Origin of the sequence: Rugamonas aquatica (genome assembly GCF_009380215.1) — a bacterium.
In the GTDB taxonomy this organism is placed as follows: Bacteria; Pseudomonadota; Gammaproteobacteria; order Burkholderiales; family Burkholderiaceae_D; genus Rugamonas; species Rugamonas aquatica_B.
This window is the reverse complement of sequence record NZ_WHUG01000006.1, coordinates 180,333-202,953: the sequence shown is the minus strand read 5'-3', so window position 1 is coordinate 202,953 and position 22,621 is coordinate 180,333. Positions and strand designations below refer to the sequence as shown.

Below are 22,621 nucleotides of genomic sequence, written 5' to 3'. Positions count from 1 at the left end.
TATACTGGGCGATTATTTTACCGCAGCAACTACTTTATTTTGCGCGGCCCACCAGCGGCCGCCCCACCTGGATCACCGGCTATTTTGCGCATTCCGTTCCCCTCCACCTCTGTCGCGCGCAGCTGCATCGCCGTTGCCGCGCTGCTGATCACCGCCTGGGTCCAGTGGGACCACGACGGCGCGGCGCAGCGGCTGGACAACTGGCTGCGCGACCGCTCCACCCTGCTGCGCGCCAGCCCCCAGCCGGAACAGCGCATGCTGCTGGTGGACATCGATGAAACCAGCCTCGAACGCTACCCCTGGCCCTGGCCGCGCACCCGCATGGCGGAAATGGTGGAAGCCCTGCTGGCCGACGGCGCCCGCGGCGTCGCGCTCGACATCCTGCAGGAAAAACCGGCCGACGCCGCCGGCGACGCCCGCATGACGATGCTGTCCCAGCACGCGCCGCTGGTGGTGGCCCAGCTGTTCGATTTCGGCCAGCGCGAAGATCCGCTGCACAGCGGCATGCTGGCCGGCGGCGCGCCCGGCGCCGTGCCCGGCGGCGTGCCGGCCTACGGCTACATCGCCAACCACGCCGGCCTGGCGCAGGCCAGCCACTTCGGCAACATCGGCGTCGCCCCCGATCCCGACGGCGTGCTGCGCCAGGTGCCGATGCAAACCGTCTTCAACGGCCGCAGCTATCCGACGCTGTCGCGCGCGCTGTTCGACTGCTGCGCCGGCGGCCGCCCGCTGCCGGACACCGCCAACGGCTGGGTACGCATCCCCTACACCCGCGACTGGCCCGCCTACGAGGTCGCCAAGGCCGCCGACCTGTTGGACCAGCGCGTGCCGCCCGAGTTCATCCAGGGCCGGCTGGTGCTGATCGGCTCTTCCGCGCTGAGCATCGGCGACCGCGTCGCCACGCCGCTGGGCGCGCTCAGCGCCGGGCTGATGGTGCACGCCTCCATGCTGACCGGCCTGCTGGACCGCCAGGCCGGCCTGGCCCCCGCGCCCTGGCCCGGCAGCCTGATCGCGCTGCTGTTCTGCCTGGGCGTGACGGCGCTGGCCACCTACACGCTGCCGCGCCGCACGGCCGCCGTCAACGTCACGCTGCTGGTCGCCAGCTCGGCGCTGTGGCTGCTGCTGGCCTACGCCATCGCCCCGCACGACGCCAGCTTCGGCCCGTCCGGCCCGCTGCTGTCCAATCTGTTCCTGCTGATGGTGGCCGTGCCGTTCCACTGGCAGCAGGCGCAGACCCGCTCGCGCCGCCTGCTCGACACGCTGCGCCAGTACGTCGCGGGCGACGTGGTCGACGAACTGTTGCGCAGCAACCTGCAAGACCCGCTGGCCCCGCGCCAGCTGGACGTGACCACGCTGATCGCCGACATGGAAGGCTACACCACCCACGTCGAATCGCTGCCGGTCGAAGAAGCCGCGCGCCTGACCACCGAATTCCTCGACTGCCTGACCCGCCCGGTGCTGGCGATGCGCGGCACCCTCGACAAATACACCGGCGACGGCATGGTCGCGTTCTGGGGCGCGCCGCTGCCCAATCCCGACCACGCCAACCTGGCGCTGGACGCCGCCCGCGCCATGCTGCAGGCGGTCCGGCACTTGAACACGCGCCGCGCCGCCGCCGGCCTGCCGCCGCTGCGGGTACGCATCGGCATCGAAAGCGGGCTGGCGATGGCGGGCGACTTTGGCACCGCCATGCGCAGCATCTATACTGCCGTGGGTGACAGCGTCAACACGGCCTCAAGGCTGGAGCAGGCGGCGCGCGATTACCCGTACGACATCATCATCGGCGAAGGCACGGTGAGCCGCGCGAGCCGCCACCGTTTCCGCCAACTGGGCCAGCGCGTATTGCGCGGCAAGGAGCACCCGATTAATCTGTACACCCTTGAGGACGCGCCATGCGCGCCGTAAGCCCGCCGCTGCTGCTGGCATCGCTGCTGCTGCCGCTGCTATGGAGCGGCGCGTCGGCGGCCGCCCAGGCGCAGGCGGCCGCGCCGCAGCGCGACATCGTGGTCGCCTCGGCCGATGCCGGCGGTCACGCGGACGCCAATGCCGAGCCGTACGCGCCCATCCAGCAGGAAGAGCTGTACCTGGAAGCGATGCGCGCGCTGGCGGCCGACCAGCCGGAGCGCGCCAACGCCCTGCTGCTGCGCTTCCTGGAAGGCGAGCCGCGCCACGCCGGCGCCTGGCTGGACCTGGCGTTCAGCCAATGCACGCTGGGCCACGGCGCCGAGGCCGAACGCCTGTTCCGCGAGATCGAAACGCGCTTCAAGCCGCCGCCGGCCATTCAGGAACTGATCGACCAGCACCGCGCGCGCGGCTGCAACACCAAGCCATCGTGGCGGCCGCTGTGGGCGGTGTCGCTGGGCCGCGGCTACGACAACAACATCAACCAGGGCGCCAGCAGCAACCAGTTCTTCATCGGCAGCGGCAGCACGCAGACGCAATGGGAGCTCGACCCCGAGTACTGGCCCAAGCCCGACCGCCTGACGACGGTAGGGGTAGACTACCTGCAACAGCTCGACGAGACCGGCTCGCTGCTGATCGCCCAGCTGCGCATGCGCCAGAACGACAATGTGCACACGCAGGACACCGGCTCGCTGCTGCTGGGCTACGAGCGGCCCTGGCAATGGGGCGGCTGGCGCGGCTACGGCACGGTCGCGCTCAGCGCGCTGCAACTGGAACGCCAGCTTTACCAGCGCCAGGAACAGCTGCAGGTACGCGCCACGCCGCCGCTGGACTTGCCGGAAAACCTGCAATGGTCGCTGCTGGCCAGCGTCAGCCATGTGCGCTACCCGACCCGCACCAAGTACGATTCCAACACGCTGGAGCTGGGCACCAATCTGTACTGGCGCGGCGCGCAGCAGGTATCGTTCTCGCTGAGCGGATTGTCGGACCAGGGCCAGAACGGCCGCCTCGGCGGCGACCGCCACGGCTGGTACAGCTCGCTGCAACTGACCCAGCCGCTGCCCTTCAATCTGAAGGGGGAGCTGGGCTGGACGCGCCAGGTCTGGCAAAGCAGCGAGGTGTATTCGCAGAACATCATCGACATCATCCGCCACCAGGACATGCGGCAGTTGCGCGCGGCCATACAGATGCCGCTGGGTAGCCATCAGAGCCTGCAGCTGGAATGGCGCGCGGTAAGAAATCAGGAAAACATCCCGCTGTTTCAATATAATAGCCATGCTATCCAGCTCAATTGGCGCTGGGACAACTTTTAATAACAGCTATTTGCCGCAGGTTCGCCGCGTATTCCATGATTCCAGTCCGCCTCATCTCCTCCGCCAACGCGGCGCCGTCGCCATGACTACGCCCGAAGCAGACCTGCCGGCAGCTCCGCCATTGGACCCGGTAGCGGCGGCGCTGGAGTCCGGTCAGCCAGCCAACTTTCAAATTCACCTGCGCAAGATTCCGCTGTTGGCCGAGCTGACAGACGAGGAGATGCTCAAGGTCCGCGCCGACATCCGCATCCGCCAATACGCCAAGCGCGATGTGGTGCTGCAAAAAGGCGCGACCGGCGACAGCCTGCTGTTCCTGCTGCAAGGCCAGCTGCAAGTGGTCGATATTACGGAGGATGGCCGCGCGATAGGCCTGCGCATGCTGGTGCCGGGCGACTTCTTTGGCGAGATCGCCGTCATCAACGGCACCATGCGTTCGGCTTCGGTGGTGGCGACCACGCCGGTGCTGGTGGCGCTGCTGCCGCGCGCCACCGCGCTGCATCTGTTCTCGCACTCGCCGTCGGTGGCCAACCAGATGCTGCGCTTCCTGGCCGCCAAGGTGCAGCGCGATTCGGAATTCCGTGCTTTGCTCAGCATCCACAACACCGCCAAGCGCATCTACGGCTTCCTGGAACTGGTCAAGGAAAAGAAGGACGGCGAAGAAGAAGTGGTCGAGAACCTGCCGACCCACCAGGATATCGCCAACATGATCAACACCAGCCGCGAGACCGTGACCCGCACGCTGCTGGCGCTGACCCAGCAAGGCATCATCAAGAAGGGCACGCACCGGCTCATCATCGTCGATCCGGAAGCGCTGCAGAAACTGGCCCAGAGCTAACGTCGTTCCCGCGTAGGCGGGAACCCATGCTGAGTGTCCTGCCCGGCGAAATATTGAGGGAATTCAGGCAATGTATGGATTCCCGCTTTCGCGGGAATGACGTGTCAAGCCTTGCCGGTCAGCGCAGACAGCCAGCGCTTGAAGCGGCCGCCACTGGCGACTTCCGCCGCGACCACCGGTTCAGGCTGCACCTCGGCCGGCGGCGCCGGCTCAGGCTCGGCAACCGGCGCCTCCATCTTCAACTCGCCCTGCCGCACCCCCGCCTCGAACAGCATGATGCCCAGCGAACGCCGGTCGTCGCCGCCATGCGCCTCGGCCGGCACAAAGGTCGGCGACAGCAGGTCGACACGGTACAACTGCCCCTGCTTCAGGCTCACCGGCAACTCGGCGTCGATCATCTGGTTCTGCACGCCGAAGAACACCTGCTGCTGCACCACCTCGCCGAACTCCTTGCCCTCCTGGACGCGCACCTGCACCGTCAGCGGCGTCGCGCTGTCGTAAATGCTCATGATGCGCAGATTGAGGATATTGCTGTCCTGGCGCGCCAGGAAATACAGCCAGCCATTGCCGTTCGACCAGCGCCCGCCGATGCCGTTCATGTCCGGCTCGAACGGATGCCAGCCGCGTCCGAACTTGTCGAACTTCGTGGCGCGCTCGTCCCTGGCCTCGCTGTCGAACACGAAGATATTGCCCTGGCAGCGGCGGCACACCTCGGACTTCATCGAATCCTTGGCGATGGCCTCGCGCTCCGGCGCGCGCAGCAGCTCGACGATCGAGGTGTCGCGCATATTCGGCAAGCCCATCTCACCCTCGTAGTCCAGGCAGCACAGCGACATCTGGCCGTCCGCCAGCATCGACACATTGTGCGCCATCGAGCAATCCAGCGCTTCCTCGCGCTCCTCCACGTAGACCACCGATTCCTTCGGCAGGAAGGTCTTCATGAAGGTCTCTTCCTTGGTCCACAGCCCGAAGGTCTTGAAACGGATGAAGCAGTTCGGCGCGAACATATAGCCCCAGAACTGGTCCTCGGTCATGTCGATCGCGCCGTCGGGGATGGTGTCGCGGCTGGCGGCCAGGTGGTTGCGGCCCAGCTGCTCGGCATACTGCTGCAGCGAGCGCACGCGCTCGGTCTCGAACTGTTCGGGGAATTCCGCGCGCAGCTGCTCCGAGAAACCGTCAAAACGGTTTAGCAGATTCAGCACGAAGGCATCCTTGTCCTCGACATCGAACGGATCCCACATATTCAGGTCGAAGTCGGACTGGATGGTCGAATCGGCGCGCATATTCGAGGTCGACGTCACGTGCACCTCCACCCGCGACTCGCTGCCGGCAGCGAACTTTTCGCGCAGCGCCGGGAAGATGCGGTCGAAATACTGCTCGAAGTTCAGCTTGTCGTAGCCGCGCATGCGCTTGTACGAATCCTCGGTCGGCGTCTGCAGGCTGAGCACCAGCGCAACGTTGTCGTGCTGGAAGATCTTCTTCGCGCGCTCGGCGTCCAGGATGGCGAAATTGCTGATCAGGTAGACCTCGATGCCGTACTGCTCGCACAGGTCGATGTATTTGTAGATCTTCTTGTTCAGCAGCGGCTCGCCCAGCACGTTGAACTGGATGGGCTTGTTCAAGCCCAGGTCGCGCACCTCTTCGATGAAGCGCACCGCCAGCTCGTCGTCCGCGTTGCCGCGCTCCTTCTTCAGGTAGTCCGACGGGCAGAAGGTGCAGTGCATATTGCAGTGGTTGGTCAGTTCCAGGAAAAACACTTCCGGCTGCACCGCCCAGTCGTTGACCGGCGCCGGCCGCGCCTCCGTCACGGGCAGCGGTGGAGCGGCGGCGGCGCTGTCGTTCTGGAGATGGATTTTGATCATGGGAGGCGGCTGGGACGGGTGACTGGAAACATCTGGATACAAATTCTATCCGCGATCTGAATGACGGGGATTATATAGCAGTTATCCCCGTCCCTGCTGGGTCGCCGCCCCGTTTGGCGCGCTCGGGCGTACAGTTGCCCATGTTATAATCCGCCGCTTTGCCACCCGGCCTGTGCGCCACCGCCCCATGACGAAAATCACCTGCCCGCTCCACCGCCGCACCCCGCGCCGGACCACCAGCCAGAGCGGAGTGGCACGATGATTTCCCGCGCAATGTTCAGCGGCCTGTGGCGCTATCGCGGCTTCGTGCTGGGCAGCGTGCAGCGCGAGTTCCAGTCGCGCTACCGCAACTCCCTGCTGGGCGCCACCTGGACCATCCTCAACCCGCTGGCCATGATCCTGGTCTACACCGTGATCTTCTCGCAGGTGATGGGCAGCCGCCTGCAGGGCAGTACCGCCACCTTCGCCTACAGCATCTACCTGTGCGCCGGCGCGCTGACCTGGGGCCTGTTCGCCGAGATCACCGGGCGCAGCCAGTCGGTCTTCATCGACCATGCCAACCTGATCAAGAAACTCCAGTTCCCGCGCATCTGCCTGCCCATCATCGTGGTGCTCAATGCGCTGGTCAACTTCGCCATCATCTTCGGCCTGTTCACCGCCTTCCTGCTGATCTCCGGCAGCTTCCCCGGCTGGGTCTACTTCGCGGTGTTCCCGGTGCTGCTGCTGCAGATCGTCTTCGCGATCGGCCTCGGCATGGTGCTGGGCGTGCTCAACGTCTTCTTCCGCGACGTCGGCCAGTTCTTCACCATCGTGCTGCAATTCTGGTTCTGGTTCACGCCCATAGTCTACCCGGCCAGCACGCTGCCGGCGCCGGTGCGCGAGCTGCTGGTGTGGAATCCGATGGCGGCCGTGATCGGCGCCTACCAGCACATCCTGGTCAACGGCCAGATGCCGCAGTGGGGCAGCCTGCTGCCGGTCGCCATTGCCGGCCTGCTCTGCTGCGCGCTGGGACTGCAACTGTTCCGCAAGCGCGCCGGCGAGATGGTCGATGAACTGTAAGCGCCACACCGAAAGCACACCATGGGCACCATAAGCGTCAAACAACTGGGCAAGGCCTACAAACAATACGGCAACCGCTGGAGCCGCCTTGCGGAATGGATGTTGCCGTCGCTGGGCAAGCGCCACCGCCTCAAGTGGGTGATCCAGGACATCAACTTCGAGCTGACGGCGGGCGAAGCGGTCGGCATCATCGGCATCAACGGCGCCGGCAAGAGCACGCTGCTCAAGCTCATCACCGGCACCGCCCAGCCCACCACCGGCAGCGTGCAGATCACCGGCCGCGTGGCCGCGCTGCTGGAACTGGGCATGGGCTTCCATCCCGAGTTCAGCGGCCGCCAGAACGCCTACATGGCGGGCCAGCTGCTGGGCCTGACCGTCGAGGAAATCAGCACGCTGATGCCCGAGATCGAAGCCTTCGCCGACATCGGCGAATACATCGACCAGCCGGTGCGCGTGTACTCGTCCGGCATGCAGATGCGGCTGGCCTTCAGCGTGGCCACCGTGCGCCGCCCGGACGTGCTGATCGTCGACGAGGCGCTGTCGGTCGGCGACGCCTGGTTCCAGCACAAGAGCTTTGAGCGCATCCGCCAGTTCCGCAAGCTCGGCACCACGCTGCTGATCGTCAGCCACGACCGCGCCGCGATCCAGTCGATCTGCGACCGCGCGCTGCTGCTCGACCGCGGCCACCTGGCCTTCCAGGGCAAGCCGGAAGAAGTGATGGACTACTACAACGCCCTGATCGCCGAGCGCGACGGCGTCAACATCGAACAAACCACCGGCGCCGACGGCCGCACCCAGACCAGCTCCGGCAACGGCAAGGCCACCGTCACCGCCATCAGCCTGGAGAACGCCGACGGCGATCCGGTGGAGACGGTCAACGTCGGCGTGCCGGTCACGCTGCGCATCAAGGTACAGATCCACGCAGACCTGCCGCGCCTGGTGCTCGGCTACCTGATCAAGGACCGCCTGGGCCAGCACATCTACGGCACCAACACCCACCACATGGAGCAGCCGCTGACCGATCTGCGCGCCGGCGAACAGATCGAGTATTGCTTCCGCTTCCCGCTCAACCTCGGCCCCGGCAGCTACTCGGTGACGACCGCGCTGACCAGCAGCGAAACCCATCTGGCCGACAACTACGAATGGCGCGACCTGGCGCTACTGTTCCTCGTCATGAATATGAACCGCAAACCCTTTGCAGGCACCAGCTGGATGGAACCGGCGATCGAGATCGCCCGATGAGCGCCGGCTTCTACCGCGCCTTCGAAGACCGCTACCGCGGCTCGCGCGAGCTCATCAAGCAGCGCCTGCGCGCCTACGAGCCCTTCTTCGCGCCGCTGCGCACGCTGCAAGACCCGCCCGCCGCGCTCGACCTCGGCTGCGGCCGCGGCGAATGGCTGGAGCTGCTGGGCGAACAGGGCTTCCGCGCCCACGGCGTCGACCTCGACGACGGCATGCTGGCGGCCTGCCGCGAGCGCGGCCTCGACGTTGAACTGGGTGACGCCATCGCCTGCCTGCGCGCGCTGCCGGACAACAGCCTGGCCGTGGTGTCGGCCTTCCACCTGGTCGAGCACATTCCCTTCGAACTGCTGCAGACGCTGGTGGCGGAAACCCGCCGCGTGCTGCTGCCGGGCGGCCTGCTCATCATGGAAACGCCGAACCCGGAAAACCTGGTGGTCGGCGCTTCCAGCTTCTACCTCGACCCCACCCACCTGCGGCCGATCCCGCCGCAGCTGCTGGCCTTCGTCACCGAGTTCGGCGGCTTCAGCCGCCACAAGGTGGTGCGCCTGCAGGAGGAAGCCGGCCTGCGCGGCGACACGCCGATCGCCCTGATCAACGTGCTCGACGGCGTCAGCCCGGACTACGCGGTGGTCGCGCAAAAAGATGGCGCGGCCGCCGTGCTGGCGCCGTTCGAAACCGCCTTCGACGCCGGCTACGGCCTGGCGCTGGGCCAGCTGGCGCAGCGCTTCGAGCAGCGCCTGGTCGACCGCGACGACGCCCTGCGCGCCGCGCTGGCCCAGCTGGAACAGCACACCATCGACAGCAAGCTGCGCCTGGCCGGCGCCGAATCCGGCCTGGAAGGCCTGACCCGACAAGGCCAGACCAACGCCGCCCGCAGCGAGGAACTGGCGCACGCGCTGGCCGCACTCGACGGCCGCATGCACGCCGCCGAACAGGCGCTGCAGCAGGCCGAACAGGCACGCCAGCAGGCGGCCCAGCAAGTCGCCGCGCTGCTGGCCAGCAGCTCGTGGCGCATCACCGCGCCGTGGCGCATGGTCGGCGGCTGGGTGCTGCAGGTGCGCGCCCGCGCCCGGCTGCGCACGCGCGCCAGGACCGCCTTGCTGACCGTCGCCCGCGCCCTGATGCGCCGGCCGCGCATCAGGCGCCTGCTGCGGCCGCTGCTGCGGGTGCCGGGCGTGATGCAGATCTACCAGGCCAGCATCGCCGCCAGCCAGGCCATGCCGCCGCAAGCCCCGGCGCCGTTGGGCGACATGTCGCCGCGCGCGCTGCGCGCCTATCGCGATCTTCAATCCGCGCTCAAGAAGACAAGGAAACATTGATGCGTATCGTCATCGATTTGCAGGGAGCCCAATCCGAAAGCCGCTTCCGCGGCATCGGCCGTTATTCGCTGGCGCTGGCGCTGGGCGTGGCGCGCAACGCCGGCCCGCATGAAGTGTGGCTGCTGCTGAACGGCGCGCTGGCCGACGCCATCGCCGACCTGCGCACCGCCTTTGCCGGCCTGGTGCCGCCCGAACGCATCTGCGTGTTCGACGTGCCGGCGCCGCTGGCCGAACTGCACACCGACAACAGCGCGCGCACCCGCGCCGCCGAGCTGCTGCGCGAACACGCGATCGTCCAGCTGAAGCCGGACGCGGTGCTCGTCACCAGCCTGTTCGAAGGCTATGTCGACGACGCCGTGGTCTCGGTCGGCAACTTCGCCGGCGCCGAGCGCACCGCCGTGGTGCTGTACGACCTGATCCCCTTCCTCAATCCCGACGCCTACCTCGGCACGCAGACCCAGCGCCAGTACTACGACCGCAAGATCGCCTCGCTGCGCAACGCCGGCCTGCTGCTGTCGATCTCCGACTACTCGCGCCAGGAAGCCATCGACGCGCTGCAACTGGCGCCCGAGCACGTGGTATCGATTTCCACCGCGGTCGACGACAGCTTCCACCCGGCCGCGCCGGACGCCCGGCGCTGGGGCGAGCTGCGCAGCCGCTTCGGCCTGACGCGCGCGATGCTGATGTACGCGCCCGGCGGCTTCGACACCCGCAAGAACATCGACGGCCTGATCACCGCCTACAGCCTGCTGCCAAAGGCGGTGCGGGCCGGCCACCAGTTGCTGATCGCCAGCAAGCTGGGCCAGCACGACCGCGATCAGCTGCTGGCGCACGCGGCGCGCGCCGGCGTAGTCGCGGACGAGCTGGTGCTGACCGGCTACGTCAGCGACGCCGACTTGGTCGAGCTGTACCGCAATGCCGCGCTGTTCATCTTCCCGTCGCGCCACGAAGGCTTCGGCCTGCCGGCGCTGGAAGCCATGGCCTGCGGCGCGCTGGTGATCGGCGCCGACAACACCAGCATTCCGGAAGTGATAGGCTGCGACGAAGCGATGTTCAACGCCGACGATCCGGCCGCCATCGCCGCCAAGATCGCCGAAGTGCTGACCGACGACGCCTTGCAGCAACGCCTGCGCGAGCACGGCCGCCAGCAAGCCAAACGCTTCTCGTGGGACGTGACGGCGCAGCGCACCGTGCGCGCGCTGGAGGCGTGGCGCTCCCAGGCCGACGCCGTGGCGGCCCCGGCCAGGCCGGCGCGCAAGCCCAGGCTGGCCTTCGTCACGCCGCTGCCGCCCGAGCGCACCGGCATCGCCGACTACGCCGCGCAGCTGCTGCCGGCCATGCTCGACCATTTCGACATCGAACTGGTGCTGCAACAGGACAAGCTGACGCTGTCGCCCGAACTGGCCGCGCTGCCGCAACGCAGCGTCGCCTGGTTCGACGAGCACGCGGACGGGTACGACCAGATCCTCTACCAGTTCGGCAACAGCCCCTTCCACACCCACATGTTCGACCTGCTGCGCCGCCATCCGGGCGTGGTGGTGCTGCACGATTTCTTCCTCAGCGGCGTGCTGGCCTACGAGCAGCGCACCGGCAACATGCCGGGCGTGTGGTCGCAGGCGCTGTTCGACAGCCACGGCTACCCGGCCCTGCTGGCCGGCCAGCACACCGACCACGCCGAAGCGACGCGCATCTATCCGTGCAACCTGGCGGTGCTGCAGGACGCCACCCGCGTCATCGTCCATTCCGAGCACGCCCGCAGTCTGGCGCGCCAGTGGTACGGCGCGCAGGCGGCGGCCAACTGGAACGTGGTGCCGCTGCCGCGCGCGCTGCCGGCGCAGCAGGATCGCGGCGGCGCCCGCAAGGCGCTGGGCATCGCCGACGACGCGCTGCTGGTGTGCAGCTTCGGCTTCATCGCGTCGACCAAGCTGACGCTGGAACTGATACAGGCCTGGCTGGCCTCGCGCCTGCACGCCGACCCGCGCTGCATCCTGGTGCTGGTGGGCGAGAACCACGGCGGCGACTACGGCGCCGACGTGTCGGCCGCCATCGCCGGCCACGAGCGCATCCGCATCGCCGGCTGGACCGACGACGCCGTCTACCACCAGTATCTGCAGGCCGCCGACATCGGCGTGCAACTGCGCAGCGTATCGCGCGGCGAGACTTCTGCCGCCGTGCTCGACTGCATGAACTACGGCCTGGCCACCATCGTCAACGCCAACGGCTCGATGGCCGCGCTGCCCACCGACACCGTCTGGCAACTGCCCGACCACTTCGAACTGCCGGCGCTGACCGCCGCGCTGGACGGCCTGCGCGACGACGCCGGCCGCCGCCAGGCGCTGGGCGCCGCCGCCGCGCATCTGCTGCATACCGCGCACAGCCCGGCGCAATGCGCGCAGCTGTACGCCGACGCGATGGCCGAAGCCGCCATCGATGCGCGCAGCGACCGTCCGGCGCTGCTGCAGGCGCTGGCCGCGCGCGACGACTTGCCGACCGACGAAGCCTCGCTGCAACAGCTGGCCGCCGCCATCGCCCGCGCGCCGGATGCGACGCAGCCGCGCCAGCTGCTGGTCGACGTCACCGCCATCGCCCGCCACGATTTGAAGACCGGCATCGAACGCGTGGTGCGCACCCAGGCGGCCGAGCTGCTGCGCGCGCCGCTGCCGGGCTGGCGCGTGGAACCGGTGTACCTGAGCGACGAAGGCGGCCGCTGGCATTACCGTTATGCGCGCCGCTACACGGCGCAGCTGCTGGGCATCAACGCCGAGCTGCACGACAGCGTGGCCGACACCAGCGCCGGCGACGTGTTCTACAGCGCCGACTACACGCCGGGTTCGGTGGTTGCCGCCGCCCAGGCCGGCCTGTACGCGCAATGGCGCGCACACGGCGTACAGGTCAACTTCCTGGTGCATGACTTGCTGCCGGTGCTGCGGCCGGAATTCTTCCCGTCCGGCGCGGCCCAGGGCCATGGCACCTGGCTGCGCTGCATCGCCGCCCAGGCCGACCGCATCATCTGCATCTCCGACGCGGTGCGCCAGGAGCTGCGCCTGTGGCTGCAACAGCAGGACGCCCAGGCTTCGCTGCCGCAACTGGCGGTGCTGCACCATGGCGCCGACATCGGCGCGGCCACCGCGCCGTCCGCGAGCAACGCCGAGCTGGCGCGCTACACCCAGCTGCCGAGCTTCCTGATGGTGGGCACGATCGAGCCGCGCAAAGGCCATCTGCAGGCGCTGGACGCTTTCGAGCAGCTGTGGGCGGATGGCGTGCAAGCCAATCTGGTCATCGTCGGTTCGGAAGGCTGGAAGCCGCTGCCGTCGCACGAGCGGCGTACCATACCGCAGATCGTGCAGCGTTTGCAGCAACATCCGCAGCTGGGCAAGCGCCTGTTCTGGCTGCAAGGCCTGGACGACGACGCGCTGCAGCAGTTGTACCGCGACAGCGCCTGTCTGCTGGTGCCGAGCGAGGGGGAAGGTTTCGGCCTGCCGCTGATCGAAGCGGCCAGCCACGGGCTGCCGTTGCTGGCGCGCGCGCTGCCGGTGTTCCGCGAGGTGGCGGGCGGGCATGCGCAGTATTTCGACGGCACCGACGGCGCCGCATTGGCGGAGGCCGTGCGCGCCTGGCTGGCGCTGGATGCGGAAGGCAAGGCGCCGTCATCGGCCGGCATGCCGTGGCAGACCTGGGCCGACAACGCAGTCGAACTGCTGGCCGTGCTGCGCGGGGAGCGCTAGCAACCCGTCACTCCCGCGAACGCGGGAGTCCATACTGAGCTTGCTTGCATACGCCGTATGGATTCCCGCTTTCGCGGGAATGACATGCATCGGCCTAGGGCTTTTCGTGGAAGCGTTCCAGACCGTATTGCAGCGTGCCCGTGGTGGCGCCGCCGTCGTGGTACAGGATCAGCAAATCCATATTCTCGCGGTCGCGGAACAGATACTCTTTCAGGCGGCGGATCTGGTCCGTGCTCAGCTGCGAGATATTGTTGGTCGCCACCTGCTCCACTTCCGAATAGTAGCGCGCATACCAGCCCGAGATCTTGGAACCGAAGGAATCGGTCAACATCACCAGCCGGCGCTTGGGCGCCTTCGGATTGCGGAAGCGCGAGATGTCATACAGCGTTTCCGCATACTCCTTGAATTCCGGGAAGCAGCGCCCGCCGTAGCAGGACTCGACGCCGGCCTTCGCGAAGTCGGCCTCCTCCACCGTGTTGTCGATGTCCAGGCCCTGGAACAGGTTCTGCACGTCCGAGCGGAACTTCGTGCTGACGATGCCGAAAGCCGGCGCCGGCGTGCCGCGCGGCTTGCCCCACATCGGCAGCGTCAGCTCGGCCACCTCGGCCAGGCCGGGTCCGTTCCAATGGAACCAGTGCTTGGGGAACAGCATCATGCGGCTGCGGATGTCGCGCATTTCCTTGAGCGGATAAATGGTCGACTGGCGCACCAGCGGATCGAGCGCATTGCCGGCCAACAGCTTGCCCATCGGCGTATCGGTGGAGGCGCAGCGGTCCGAAATCCAGCGCGGCAAATCCTGGTACTCGACCACCGGGCCGGACGGCACGATCACCATGCGCGGATCCAGGCCCTGGGCGTGGAAGTCGCGGAACAGGCGGTTGATGTATTCCGGCGTGCCGGCGCGCACCACGGCGTCGCCGGCGCACACCCCCGTCACCGCCGAGAACGGCGGCACATTGGTGCTGTGCGCGGTCAGGAACATGCGGCCGTGGCGGCCGGCCGTCACCTGCACCGACGGGAATTCGTGGAACAGGCGGTAACGCAGCTGGTTGTGGGTGTGCAGCAGCTCCTCGCGGAAGCCGAAATTGTCATTGATCCAGGCGTCCAGCTTGGCCGGCAGCGCCAGCAGCGAAGCCCAGTCGGTGGGACGATCTGGCAGCGAGGCCAGCACGCGGTTTTCGCTGCGGCGGTCGGCCACGGCGTGGTCGGCGCCGACGATGGCGGGGATGGCCAGCAGCGCGACCAGCGCGATCTTGGCCGCGTGGCGGCGCAGCGGGCCGGCGGGAGTAGCGGACGTCATCATCAGAAACGGAAATAAATAAACGGGTTATAGGTGCCGGCGGCCATGTTCAGCACGCACAGCATGAAGGCGGCGGCCAGCGCGGCCGAGCGCAACGGCGCCGCCTGCAGCAGCGTCGCGGCGCGGCTGCGCAGCGTGGCCGGCGTCAGGCGCACGGTGGCGATCAGCGTGCCGATCGCCAGCGCCAGCGCCGACGAGGCGGTGAAATCGATCTGCCACGGATGCGGCACGGCCGCCTCGCCCTGCAGGCCGAACATGGTGCGCAGGAAGGACAGCGCATGCGGCACGCTGTCGGCGCGGAAGAACACCCAGCCCAGCATGACCATCAGCAGCGTGTAGGCTTGCGACACCAGCGACGGCAGCCGCGCCAGCAGCGCGCCCAGGCCCAGGCGCTCCAGCACCAGCAGGGCGCCGTGCCACAGGCCCCAGATCACGAAGGTCCAGGCGGCGCCGTGCCACAGGCCGCACAGCAGGAACACCAGGCCCAGGTTCAGGTAGGTGCGCAGCGGGCCGTGGCGGTTGCCGCCCAGCGGAATGTACAGGTAGTCGCGGAACCACGACGACAGGCTGATGTGCCAGCGGCGCCAGAATTCCGTCATCGACAGCGAGGCGTACGGGCGCTGGAAGTTGGGTGGATAAGTGAAGCCCAGCATGTGGCCGATGCCGATCGCCATGTTCGAGTAACCGCCGAAGTCGAACAGGATCTGGATGGTGTAGCAGGCGATGCCGATCCAGGCGCCGGCCGTGGTCAGCTGCGACGGGTCTTGCGCGAACAGGCGGTCGGCCGACAGCGCCACGGTATTGGCGATCAACATCTTCTGCGCCAGGCCGATGATGAACTGGCGGAAGCCCGCCCACAGGCGCGCGTTCGGCAGGTCGCGGTGTTCGATCTCGTGGGCGATCTGGCGGTAGCGCACGATGGGGCCGGCGATCAGCTGCGGGAACATGGCCTTGTACATGGCGAAGCGCCAGAAGCTGCTCTGCACCTCGATGTCGCGGCGGTACAGGTCGATCAGGTAGGAAATGCCCTGGAAGGTGAAGAAGGAGATCCCCAGCGGCAGCACCACGGCCGGCACCGTGACGCCGTGGCCGAACGGCTGCGCCAGCTGGTTGTAGATGCCGGCGAAGAAGCCGATATATTTGTAATACATCAGGAACGCCAGGTTGGCCAGCACGCCCAGCACCAGCATGGCCTGGCGGCGGCGTTCACCCCGGGCGGCGTTGATCAGCCAGCCCACCCCGTAGTTCAGCAGCGCCGACGCCAGCAGCAGCGGCACGAAGCGCGGCTCGCCCCAGGCGTAGAACAGCAGGCTGCCGATCAGCAGTACGCCGTTTTTCCACGGCAGCACATAGTATAAGAACAGGAATAAGGGGAAAAAATAGAATAAGAACGTGGCGGAACTGAAAACCATGAATAACCTCAAAGAGACCGGCCGTGTCGCTGCAGTGGCATTTACATAACGGAAGGGGGGCATGATAAACCAAAACCCCAACGCTACCGCCTACCGGGCAAAAAATTGCTGTAGTGAACATTATCTCAGACCTGCCGTATAATCACGCCGGGCATACTTGCCTTATATGTAACGGGCTGTAACGGCACTTGCCGCGCAGATAGCTGCCGCTTACCTTGAACGCCCTCCGTGCCGGCCCAACACAACCACCGAACTCACCACCGAAGAATATGCAGCAGACCAACCCCCCTTCCGTCGCCGTCGTCATTCCCAGCTATAAAGTGACGCGCCACATCCTCGGCGTACTGGCGGCGATCGGCCCTGAAGTCGACCGCATCTACGTGGTCGACGACCGCTGCCCTGACCAGTCCGGCGCCTATGTGCGCGCCCATAACACCGACCCGCGCGTGGTGGTGGTCGAGCATGCGGAAAACCAGGGCGTGGGCGGCGCCGTCATGACCGGCTACCAGGCCGCGATCGCCGATGGCGCCGACATCATGGTCAAGGTCGACGGCGACGGCCAGATGGATCCGTCGCTGATCCCGGCCTTCATCGCCCCCATCCTGGCCGGCGAGGCCGACTACACCAAGGGCAACCGCTTCTTCGACCTGGAGCAGATCGGCAGCATGCCGCCGATGCGCCTGTTCGGCAACGCCATGCTGTCGCTGCTGACCAAGCTGTCGTCCGGCTACTGGGACTTGTTCGACCCGACCAACGGCTATACCGCGATCCACCGCGACGCCGCGCGCCACCTGCCGTTCCACAAGATCAGCAAGCGCTATTTCTTCGAGACCGACATGCTGTTCCGCCTCAACACGCTGAACGCCGTGGTGCACGACGTGCCGATGGACGCGGTCTACGGCGACGAGGTCAGCAACCTGAAGATTTCCAAGATCGTCACCGAATTCATGGCCAAGCACGTGCGCAACTTCAGCAAGCGGGTGTTCTACAACTACTACCTGCGCAATATGTCGCTGGCCTCGATCGAGCTGCCGCTGGGCTTGCTGATGGTGGCGGGCGGCAGCGTCTACGGCGGCCTGCACTGGATCGATTCGGCGCGCGCCGGCCTGCCGACCGCGGCCGGCACCGTCATGCTGTCGGCCATGCCCATCCTGATGGGCATGCAGCTGCTGCTGGCCTTCCTGGCCTACGACATCGCCTCGGTCCCGCGCCGCCCGCTGCAGAACCGCGGCCGCCTGGTGCGCAGCATCATCGCCCGCAGCTGACGGCACCCAACCCTACTCGATCGCCCATGCGCCTACTTCAACGCTACACGCCCCGCCTGTCCAATTCGGCTTTATTCCTGACCGCCCTGCTGGCGGTCTTCCTCTACTTCACCTTGCGCAACGTCGGCCTGTATCCGACCGTGTTCGGCGACGAATGGTCGTACAGCAGCTTCACCCGCCTGATGCCGTTCCGCGACACGCAAGTGCCGTCCTATCTGTTCTACACGGTGTACCGGCTGACCAACTACTGCGGCGATGGCTTTCTGGAGTGCGCGCGGCTGATCAACGCCGTGTTCTTCGTCGGCGCCGCGCCCTTCATCTACCTGATCGCGCGCCAGTACATGACGCGCCAGATGGCGGGCGTGATCGCGGTGCTGGCCATCCTCACGCCGAGCAATACCTACACCGGTTACTTCATGCCGGAAGCCATGTACTTCTGGGGCTTCTGGGTGTTCAGCTGGAGCGTGCTGCGCGCGCTGGGCCGGGTCGATGTCCGCACCGTCATGCTCAGTTCGGCGGCGCTGGGACTGCTGGCCATGGTCAAGGTGCACGCGCTGTTCCTGATTCCCGGTTACGTGGTCTACCTGGCCTACGCCACCTTCGCCCAGCGCGGCGCCAGCGGCAACTGGCGCTGGCTGCGCCAGGCGCTGCTGCTGGTGGCGGTGGCGCTGGCCACGGCCGCCGTGGTGCGCCTGACGGTCGGCTATCTGTACGCCGGCCGCAACGGCCTCTACCTGCTGGGCACCATCTACGCCAACCAGGCCCAGGCGCGTCCCGCGCTGAGCGTGCTGATCCACCTGGCGCTGGTCAGCCTGCAAGGCCACCTGATGGCGCTGGTGCTGATGTTCGGCATGCCACTGGCCGCCGCCGCGATGCAATGCGCCAGCCGCCGCCAGCGCCACGGCGCCGCGCGCGGCAGCAGCACGCTGCTGGCCTACTCGGCGCTGATGATCCCCTCGCTGGTGGCGGTGACGGCGCTGTTCACCGCGCTGGTGGCCGGCGGCGGCAACGAGAGCGGCGTGCGCCTGCACATGCGCTACTACGATTTCGCCCTGCCGCTGCTGCTGATCCTGGCCGGCGCCCAGCTGGTGTCCCAGCGTCCCGGCGTGGCGTGGCGCGGCCGTCTGGCGGTGGCGCTGCCGCTGCTGGCGGCGATGTGGGCGGCCGGCCGCTACCTGATCCCGGCCTACACGCCCAACCACATCGACAGCCCTACGCTGTTCGGCATGGTGCACGACGGCGGCAGCTTCCCGGCGCTGATCGGCTTCAGCATGGCGGCGGTGCTGCTGTGGATCGCCAACGCCCGCCTGGCGGCGCGCTGGTTCGTCTACATCGTCGTCCCGGTCACACTGATCATCTCGGGCGACAATGTCAACCTGTATGTGCGCATGGCGCAGCGGCCGGACGCCTACGTCAAGGCCGGCGTGTACGCCCACCAGTACCTGACCCAGGAAGAAGCCAGGCGCCTGACCATCGTCGGCCCCGACATCTTCAATCTGTTCAAGAGCCGCTTCTTCGTCGACAACACCAACGTCAACCTGATGCTGCTGCCGGCCGGCCAGCCTATCCTGCTGGCGTCGCTGACGCATCCGGACGGCTGGCTGCTGGTGGTGGGCGACTATCCGCTGCCGGAGGGCGCGGTGCGCCACAGCGGCTTCCGCGAGTTCACGCTGGCGCGCGTCAAGCCGCCGGGCGACGTTACGCTGCACCGCTTTGCCGAGACCGAGGATGACAGCATGCGCAGCACCGGCCTGTCGTCCATGGAAGACTGGGGCCGCTGGTCCGAGGGCAGTCAGGTGACGCTGAACTTTGCCAAGCCGCTGCCCAAGCATTTGCTGCTGCGCATGGACGTGGCCGCGTACGGCCCCAACGCCAGCCTGGGCTTCGAGGTGACGGCCGGCGACCAGACCCTGCCGCTGAAGGCCGACGGCGCGCACGGCGTGCGGGAGCTGCGCTTCAACACCGACGGCACGGCGCGCGTCATCACCATCAAGATACCGAAGCCGACCTCGCCGCAGGAACTGGGCTTTGGCGGCGACCAGCGCAAGCTGGGCATTGGCCTGTACAGCATGGAAACCATCGACGCGGACGCGCCGCGCCCATAAAACACGGGGGTCAAGTCTGACATTCGGACACGAGCTCTGCCTTAGCGGCTGCTAAGGCAGAGCTCGTGTCCGAATGTCAGACTTGACCCCAGCTTATTTATGCACCACGGCGCAGAACTGGTAAGGCTGGTAGTTGCGGCCGATGTAGGCCGGATACACCCGGCAGTCCGACGCCGGGTCCAGCCGCAGGCCGTGACGGTCGAGGATGACGGCGGCGTCGCGGCGCGCCGCGCTGTCGGCTTCGTCGCCCTGGCGGCGGCGCTCGGCGCGCGGCTGTTCCGCCGGGTCTTGCTGGTTCGACGTCAGCAACACGTAGAACGGCCCGCCGCGCTCGGCCATCATGGCCGCCACGCGCTGCTCGTACAGCGGCGAGCCCGGGAAGCCCCCACTGATTGACACAAACGCCAGCGACGCCGGAAAGCCCGCCGTGTACCAGCCGACCGGCGCCTGCGTGGTCAGCACCAGGCTGCGTTCGGGATGGGCCATCTCCGGCACCGTCACGCGGAACGCTTCGCTGCTCCAGCGCGCGCGGCCCCAGTGCGGCGTCGGCAGCGCCAGCAGCACGGCCAGCAGCACCGCGCCGCCCGCCACGCGGCGCGCCGTCGACGGCGCCAGCAGCCGATGCGCCAGCAGCCACAGCACCAGCGGCGCCAGCAGCTCCAGCGGCACCAGGTAGCGGTAGATGCTGAACAGCGCCTGCCAGCTCAGGTAGGACAGCACAAAGAACGCCAGCACGAAGCGCGCCTGCGGCGACAAGGCCGCCTGGCCGACGGCGCGCGGCCGGCGCCAGGCCCGCAACGCCGCCACGGCCAGCACGATGAAGCCGATGTAGAGCAGCGGCCACAACAGCAACCGCATGCGGATCTCGGTGACGCGCTCGGGATGCAGCGCGAAGATCACCGGCCACAGCAGCTTCTCGGTCCAGCCCTGCGGCAGCCAGTGGGTGTCGCCGATGCCGATCGGCGCGGCCAGCGGCGAGCGGAAGATATCGTTGAATTGCGGATACAGCGGATTGCCGAATTCCAGCCACATGCGCCAGAACCAGTGGCCCGCCGTCAGCGCGATGCCGGACAACACGCCGACGCCGAACACGAAGGCGCGCGACCAGGCGCGCCACCAGCCGCCCGGCAGCATCAGCAGCGCCGCGCACAGCGCCAGCGCGTAGGTGGCGTTGGTCAGCTTGAGGCCGGCGCCCGCGCCCATCGCCAGGCCGGCCAGCAGCGCCAGCGCCAGGCCGCGGCCGTCCGCGCGCGCCAGACCATCCCAGTGGCGCAGCGCCAGCGCCAGCGCGCTCAGCACGCACAGGGCGGTCAGGTTGTCGCCCATCGAATTGCCCAGCTGGCTGAAGAAGGCGCAACCCATGCAGCCGGCCAGCGCCAGCAGCAGCGGCAGGCGCTGCGCGCCGGCCTGCGGCAAGTGCGCCAGCAGGCGGCGCGCGATGGCCAGCACCAGCAGCGCATTCAGGCCGTGCAAGGCGCCCATGGCGAAGCCGGCCAGCGGCGCCGGCAATGCGCGCAGCAGGCCGTAGTAGACCAGGTCCAGCGTCGGGTTGAAATAGCTTTGCCACTGGCCCGGCGCCAGGTCCAGGTTGACCTTGCCATTGAGCAGAGCGAACGGGTTGTACAGGTGGTAGTTGCGCAAGTCCCAGTTGTCGTCCTGCCCCAGCAGCAGCGAGAGCAGGCCGAACAGCAAGGGCAGCAGCCAGGGCCGGGCATCCAGCAGCGCCAGGCAACGCGCCATCACGGCGGACAAGACGGTAAACGGGCGCGACAGCATAGTCATAGGCGGTGGATCAGCGTTGAAAGACAAGGAATTTGGCGCTCAGGAAGTTCAGCGCCAGGCCGGCCAGCGTGCCGCAGCACACCGCCAGCAGGGGCGCGGCGGGCAGCAGCGGCGCGGCCGCCGGCCAGCCCGCCATCAGCGCGATGACGGCGGCCGAGACGCCGTAGTTGACGGCGCCGCCGAAGGCCATGGCGCCGATGTAGCGCCACCACTGGCGCCACGGCGAGTCGGCGGCGGCGTCGAAGGTGTAGCGGCGGTTGATCTGCCACGTCACCCACACCGCCGACAGGAAGGACAGCACGCGGCCGGCGTGGAAGCCGGTGCCCAGCGCCAGCGCCAGGTACAGCACCAGCACGTCGACCGCCAGGCCGGCGACGCCGGCCACGGCAAAGCGCAGCAGCTGGATGCGGACGTGTGGCTTAAGCATGCATCAGGCGTCGGAGGCCGGCGCCGACGCCGGCACCGCCAGGTAGGCGTAGCGCTTCTGCTCGATGCGGCCCTTGGTGACGGTGTCGAGTATCAGGCCGCACGACAGGAACAGCACGCTCAGCATGCCCAGGCCGGTGCACAGCACGGCCGTCGGCAGGCGCGGCACCAGGCCGGTCTGCAGATAGGTGGCGACCAGCGGCTCGGCCAGCACCAGCGCCAGCAGCGCGCTGACGCCGGCGCCGATGGCGAAGAACGGCAGCGGCTTTTCGTACTTGAACAGCTTGAGGATCATCCACAGGATGCGGATGCCGTCGCGATAGGTGCTGAGCTTGCTGACCGAGCCTTCCGGCCGCGCGCCGTAGCGGGTCGGCACCTCGGCCACCGGCATGCGCAATTCCAGCGCGTGCACGGTCAGCTCGGTCTCGGTTTCGAAGCCGGCCGCATGCGCCGCGAAGGACTTGGCGTAGCGGCGCGAGAAGATGCGGTAGCCCGACAGCATGTCGGTGAAGGTGTTGCCGAACACCGCGGCCACGCAGCCGGTCAGCAGGCGGTTGCCGAAGCGGTGGCCGAAGCGGTAGGCTTCCTGCTGGTCGGCATGGCGGGTGCCGACCAGCATGTCCAGGCCCTCGTCGAGCAGCTGGCGCACCATCTGCGGCGCCACGCTGGCGTCGTAGGTGTCGTCGCCGTCGACCATCACGTAGACGTCGGCGTCGACGTCGGCGAACATGCGGCGGATGACATTGCCCTTGCCCTGCTGGCGCACGCTGCGCACGATGGCGCCGGCCGCGCGCGCCACGGCCTGGGTGTCGTCGCTGGAGTTATTGTCGAACACGTAGACCGGCACGCCGGGCAGACAGGCGTTGAAGTCGCGCACGATGGCGGCGATCGTCAGAGCTTCGTTGTAGCATGGGACTACGATGGCGATGCGGTGCTGAGGAAAGATGTTCAATTGAGCATTTGTAAGTGTCAGTTGCGAAATTGTACATGACTATGGTCGCGCCGCACACTGCAGCGGCCTCCGCTTTGCCCCTGCGGCGGGCGGACACTGCTAAAATGGCAGCCCTTCGGCGC

Annotated in this window: 15 protein-coding genes; 9 read left to right on the top strand and 6 right to left on the bottom strand. The window is 67.5% G+C overall.

The annotated features are described in order from the left end of the window. Positions 1-84 precede the first annotated feature (84 nt). The 3 genes from GEV02_RS17140 (at position 85) to GEV02_RS17130 (ending at position 4,050) form a co-directional block, all read left to right on the top strand. Positions 85-1,905: a CHASE2 domain-containing protein gene (locus tag GEV02_RS17140; RefSeq protein ID WP_152839129.1), complete on the top strand. Its 1,821-nt coding sequence runs from the start codon at positions 85-87 to the stop codon at positions 1,903-1,905. Further along, entirely contained in the window at positions 1,893-3,215 is a 1,323-nt protein-coding gene (locus tag GEV02_RS17135) for a tetratricopeptide repeat protein (RefSeq protein ID WP_152839128.1), read from the top strand. Before GEV02_RS17140 ends, GEV02_RS17135 begins: the two co-directional genes overlap by 13 nt. Before the next feature lie 82 nt (positions 3,216-3,297). Next, positions 3,298-4,050, top strand: coding sequence for a Crp/Fnr family transcriptional regulator (locus GEV02_RS17130; RefSeq protein WP_152839127.1), 753 nt, complete (start codon positions 3,298-3,300; stop codon positions 4,048-4,050). Between the two features lie 104 nt (positions 4,051-4,154). Here GEV02_RS17130 and GEV02_RS17125 read toward each other — a convergent pair whose 3' ends face one another. Beyond that, positions 4,155-5,912, bottom strand: coding sequence for a radical SAM/SPASM domain-containing protein (locus GEV02_RS17125; RefSeq protein ID WP_152839126.1), 1,758 nt, complete (start codon positions 5,910-5,912; stop codon positions 4,155-4,157). 258 nt (positions 5,913-6,170) lie between these two features. Here GEV02_RS17125 and GEV02_RS17120 point away from each other — a divergent pair, with 258 nt between their 5' ends. The 4 genes from GEV02_RS17120 to GEV02_RS17105 are packed head-to-tail and all read left to right on the top strand — an operon-like array spanning position 6,171 to position 13,257. Then, positions 6,171-6,971 (top strand): ABC transporter permease, encoded by an 801-nt coding sequence (locus GEV02_RS17120; RefSeq protein ID WP_152839125.1) that lies wholly within the window; start codon positions 6,171-6,173, stop codon positions 6,969-6,971. A gap of 21 nt (positions 6,972-6,992) precedes the next feature. After that, positions 6,993-8,213, top strand: a complete 1,221-nt coding sequence (locus tag GEV02_RS17115) for an ABC transporter ATP-binding protein (RefSeq protein ID WP_152839124.1) — start codon at positions 6,993-6,995, stop codon at positions 8,211-8,213. After that, complete coding sequence (locus GEV02_RS17110; protein WP_152839123.1) at positions 8,210-9,532, top strand: class I SAM-dependent methyltransferase; 1,323 nt, start codon at positions 8,210-8,212, stop codon at positions 9,530-9,532. The genes GEV02_RS17115 and GEV02_RS17110 overlap by 4 nt, the downstream gene beginning before the upstream one ends. After that, positions 9,532-13,257: a glycosyltransferase gene (locus tag GEV02_RS17105; protein WP_152839122.1), complete on the top strand. Its 3,726-nt coding sequence runs from the start codon at positions 9,532-9,534 to the stop codon at positions 13,255-13,257. The genes GEV02_RS17110 and GEV02_RS17105 overlap by 1 nt, the downstream gene beginning before the upstream one ends. 94 nt (positions 13,258-13,351) lie before the next feature. Here GEV02_RS17105 and GEV02_RS17100 read toward each other — a convergent pair whose 3' ends face one another. Both GEV02_RS17100 and GEV02_RS17095 read right to left on the bottom strand, forming a co-directional pair. Then, complete coding sequence (locus tag GEV02_RS17100) at positions 13,352-14,560, bottom strand: hypothetical protein (protein ID WP_152839121.1); 1,209 nt, start codon at positions 14,558-14,560, stop codon at positions 13,352-13,354. Beyond that, a complete protein-coding gene (locus tag GEV02_RS17095; RefSeq protein WP_152839120.1) occupies positions 14,560-15,969 on the bottom strand; it encodes an MBOAT family O-acyltransferase in 1,410 nt (469 codons plus the stop codon). Before GEV02_RS17095 ends, GEV02_RS17100 begins: the two co-directional genes overlap by 1 nt. 269 nt (positions 15,970-16,238) lie before the next feature. Here GEV02_RS17095 and GEV02_RS17090 point away from each other — a divergent pair, with 269 nt between their 5' ends. Together GEV02_RS17090 and GEV02_RS17085 are read left to right on the top strand one after the other, a co-directional pair. After that, positions 16,239-17,234 carry a glycosyltransferase family 2 protein gene (locus tag GEV02_RS17090; protein ID WP_152839119.1) on the top strand — a complete coding sequence of 332 codons (996 nt, stop codon included), beginning with the start codon at positions 16,239-16,241 and terminating at the stop codon, positions 17,232-17,234. 26 nt (positions 17,235-17,260) lie between these two features. Next, a complete protein-coding gene (locus GEV02_RS17085) occupies positions 17,261-19,339 on the top strand; it encodes a DUF7024 domain-containing protein (RefSeq protein ID WP_152839118.1) in 2,079 nt (692 codons plus the stop codon). Positions 19,340-19,432: 93 nt separating this feature from the next. Here the strand turns inward: GEV02_RS17085 and GEV02_RS17080 are convergent, their stop codons facing one another. The 3 genes from GEV02_RS17080 to GEV02_RS17070 are packed head-to-tail and all read right to left on the bottom strand — an operon-like array spanning position 19,433 to position 22,499. Then, positions 19,433-21,121: a glycosyltransferase 87 family protein gene (locus GEV02_RS17080; RefSeq protein WP_152839117.1), complete on the bottom strand. Its 1,689-nt coding sequence runs from the start codon at positions 21,119-21,121 to the stop codon at positions 19,433-19,435. Between the two features lie 10 nt (positions 21,122-21,131). Further along, on the bottom strand, positions 21,132-21,548 hold the full coding sequence (locus GEV02_RS17075) for a GtrA family protein (protein WP_152839116.1): 417 nt from the start codon (positions 21,546-21,548) through the stop codon (positions 21,132-21,134). A 3-nt stretch (positions 21,549-21,551) separates the two neighbouring features. Further along, positions 21,552-22,499 (bottom strand): glycosyltransferase family 2 protein, encoded by a 948-nt coding sequence (locus GEV02_RS17070; RefSeq protein WP_152839115.1) that lies wholly within the window; start codon positions 22,497-22,499, stop codon positions 21,552-21,554. Between the last annotated feature and the right edge of the window lie 122 nt (positions 22,500-22,621).

Bases quoted from the DNA above. Each gene is read 5' to 3' on its own strand.
- GEV02_RS17080 (WP_152839117.1), bottom strand. From the start codon at position 21,121: ATGACTATGCTGTCGCGCCCGTTTACCGTCTTGTCCGCCGTGATGGCG.
- GEV02_RS17100 (WP_152839121.1), bottom strand. From the start codon at position 14,560: ATGATGACGTCCGCTACTCCCGCCGGCCCGCTGCGCCGCCACGCGGCC.
- GEV02_RS17130 (WP_152839127.1), top strand. From the start codon at position 3,298: ATGACTACGCCCGAAGCAGACCTGCCGGCAGCTCCGCCATTGGACCCG.
- GEV02_RS17115 (WP_152839124.1), top strand. From the start codon at position 6,993: ATGGGCACCATAAGCGTCAAACAACTGGGCAAGGCCTACAAACAATAC.
- GEV02_RS17075 (WP_152839116.1), bottom strand. From the start codon at position 21,548: ATGCTTAAGCCACACGTCCGCATCCAGCTGCTGCGCTTTGCCGTGGCC.
- GEV02_RS17085 (WP_152839118.1), top strand. From the start codon at position 17,261: ATGCGCCTACTTCAACGCTACACGCCCCGCCTGTCCAATTCGGCTTTA.
- GEV02_RS17110 (WP_152839123.1), top strand. From the start codon at position 8,210: ATGAGCGCCGGCTTCTACCGCGCCTTCGAAGACCGCTACCGCGGCTCG.
- GEV02_RS17095 (WP_152839120.1), bottom strand. From the start codon at position 15,969: ATGGTTTTCAGTTCCGCCACGTTCTTATTCTATTTTTTCCCCTTATTC.
- GEV02_RS17135 (WP_152839128.1), top strand. From the start codon at position 1,893: ATGCGCGCCGTAAGCCCGCCGCTGCTGCTGGCATCGCTGCTGCTGCCG.
- GEV02_RS17125 (WP_152839126.1), bottom strand. From the start codon at position 5,912: ATGATCAAAATCCATCTCCAGAACGACAGCGCCGCCGCCGCTCCACCG.
- GEV02_RS17105 (WP_152839122.1), top strand. From the start codon at position 9,532: ATGCGTATCGTCATCGATTTGCAGGGAGCCCAATCCGAAAGCCGCTTC.
- GEV02_RS17090 (WP_152839119.1), top strand. From the start codon at position 16,239: ATGCAGCAGACCAACCCCCCTTCCGTCGCCGTCGTCATTCCCAGCTAT.
- GEV02_RS17120 (WP_152839125.1), top strand. From the start codon at position 6,171: ATGATTTCCCGCGCAATGTTCAGCGGCCTGTGGCGCTATCGCGGCTTC.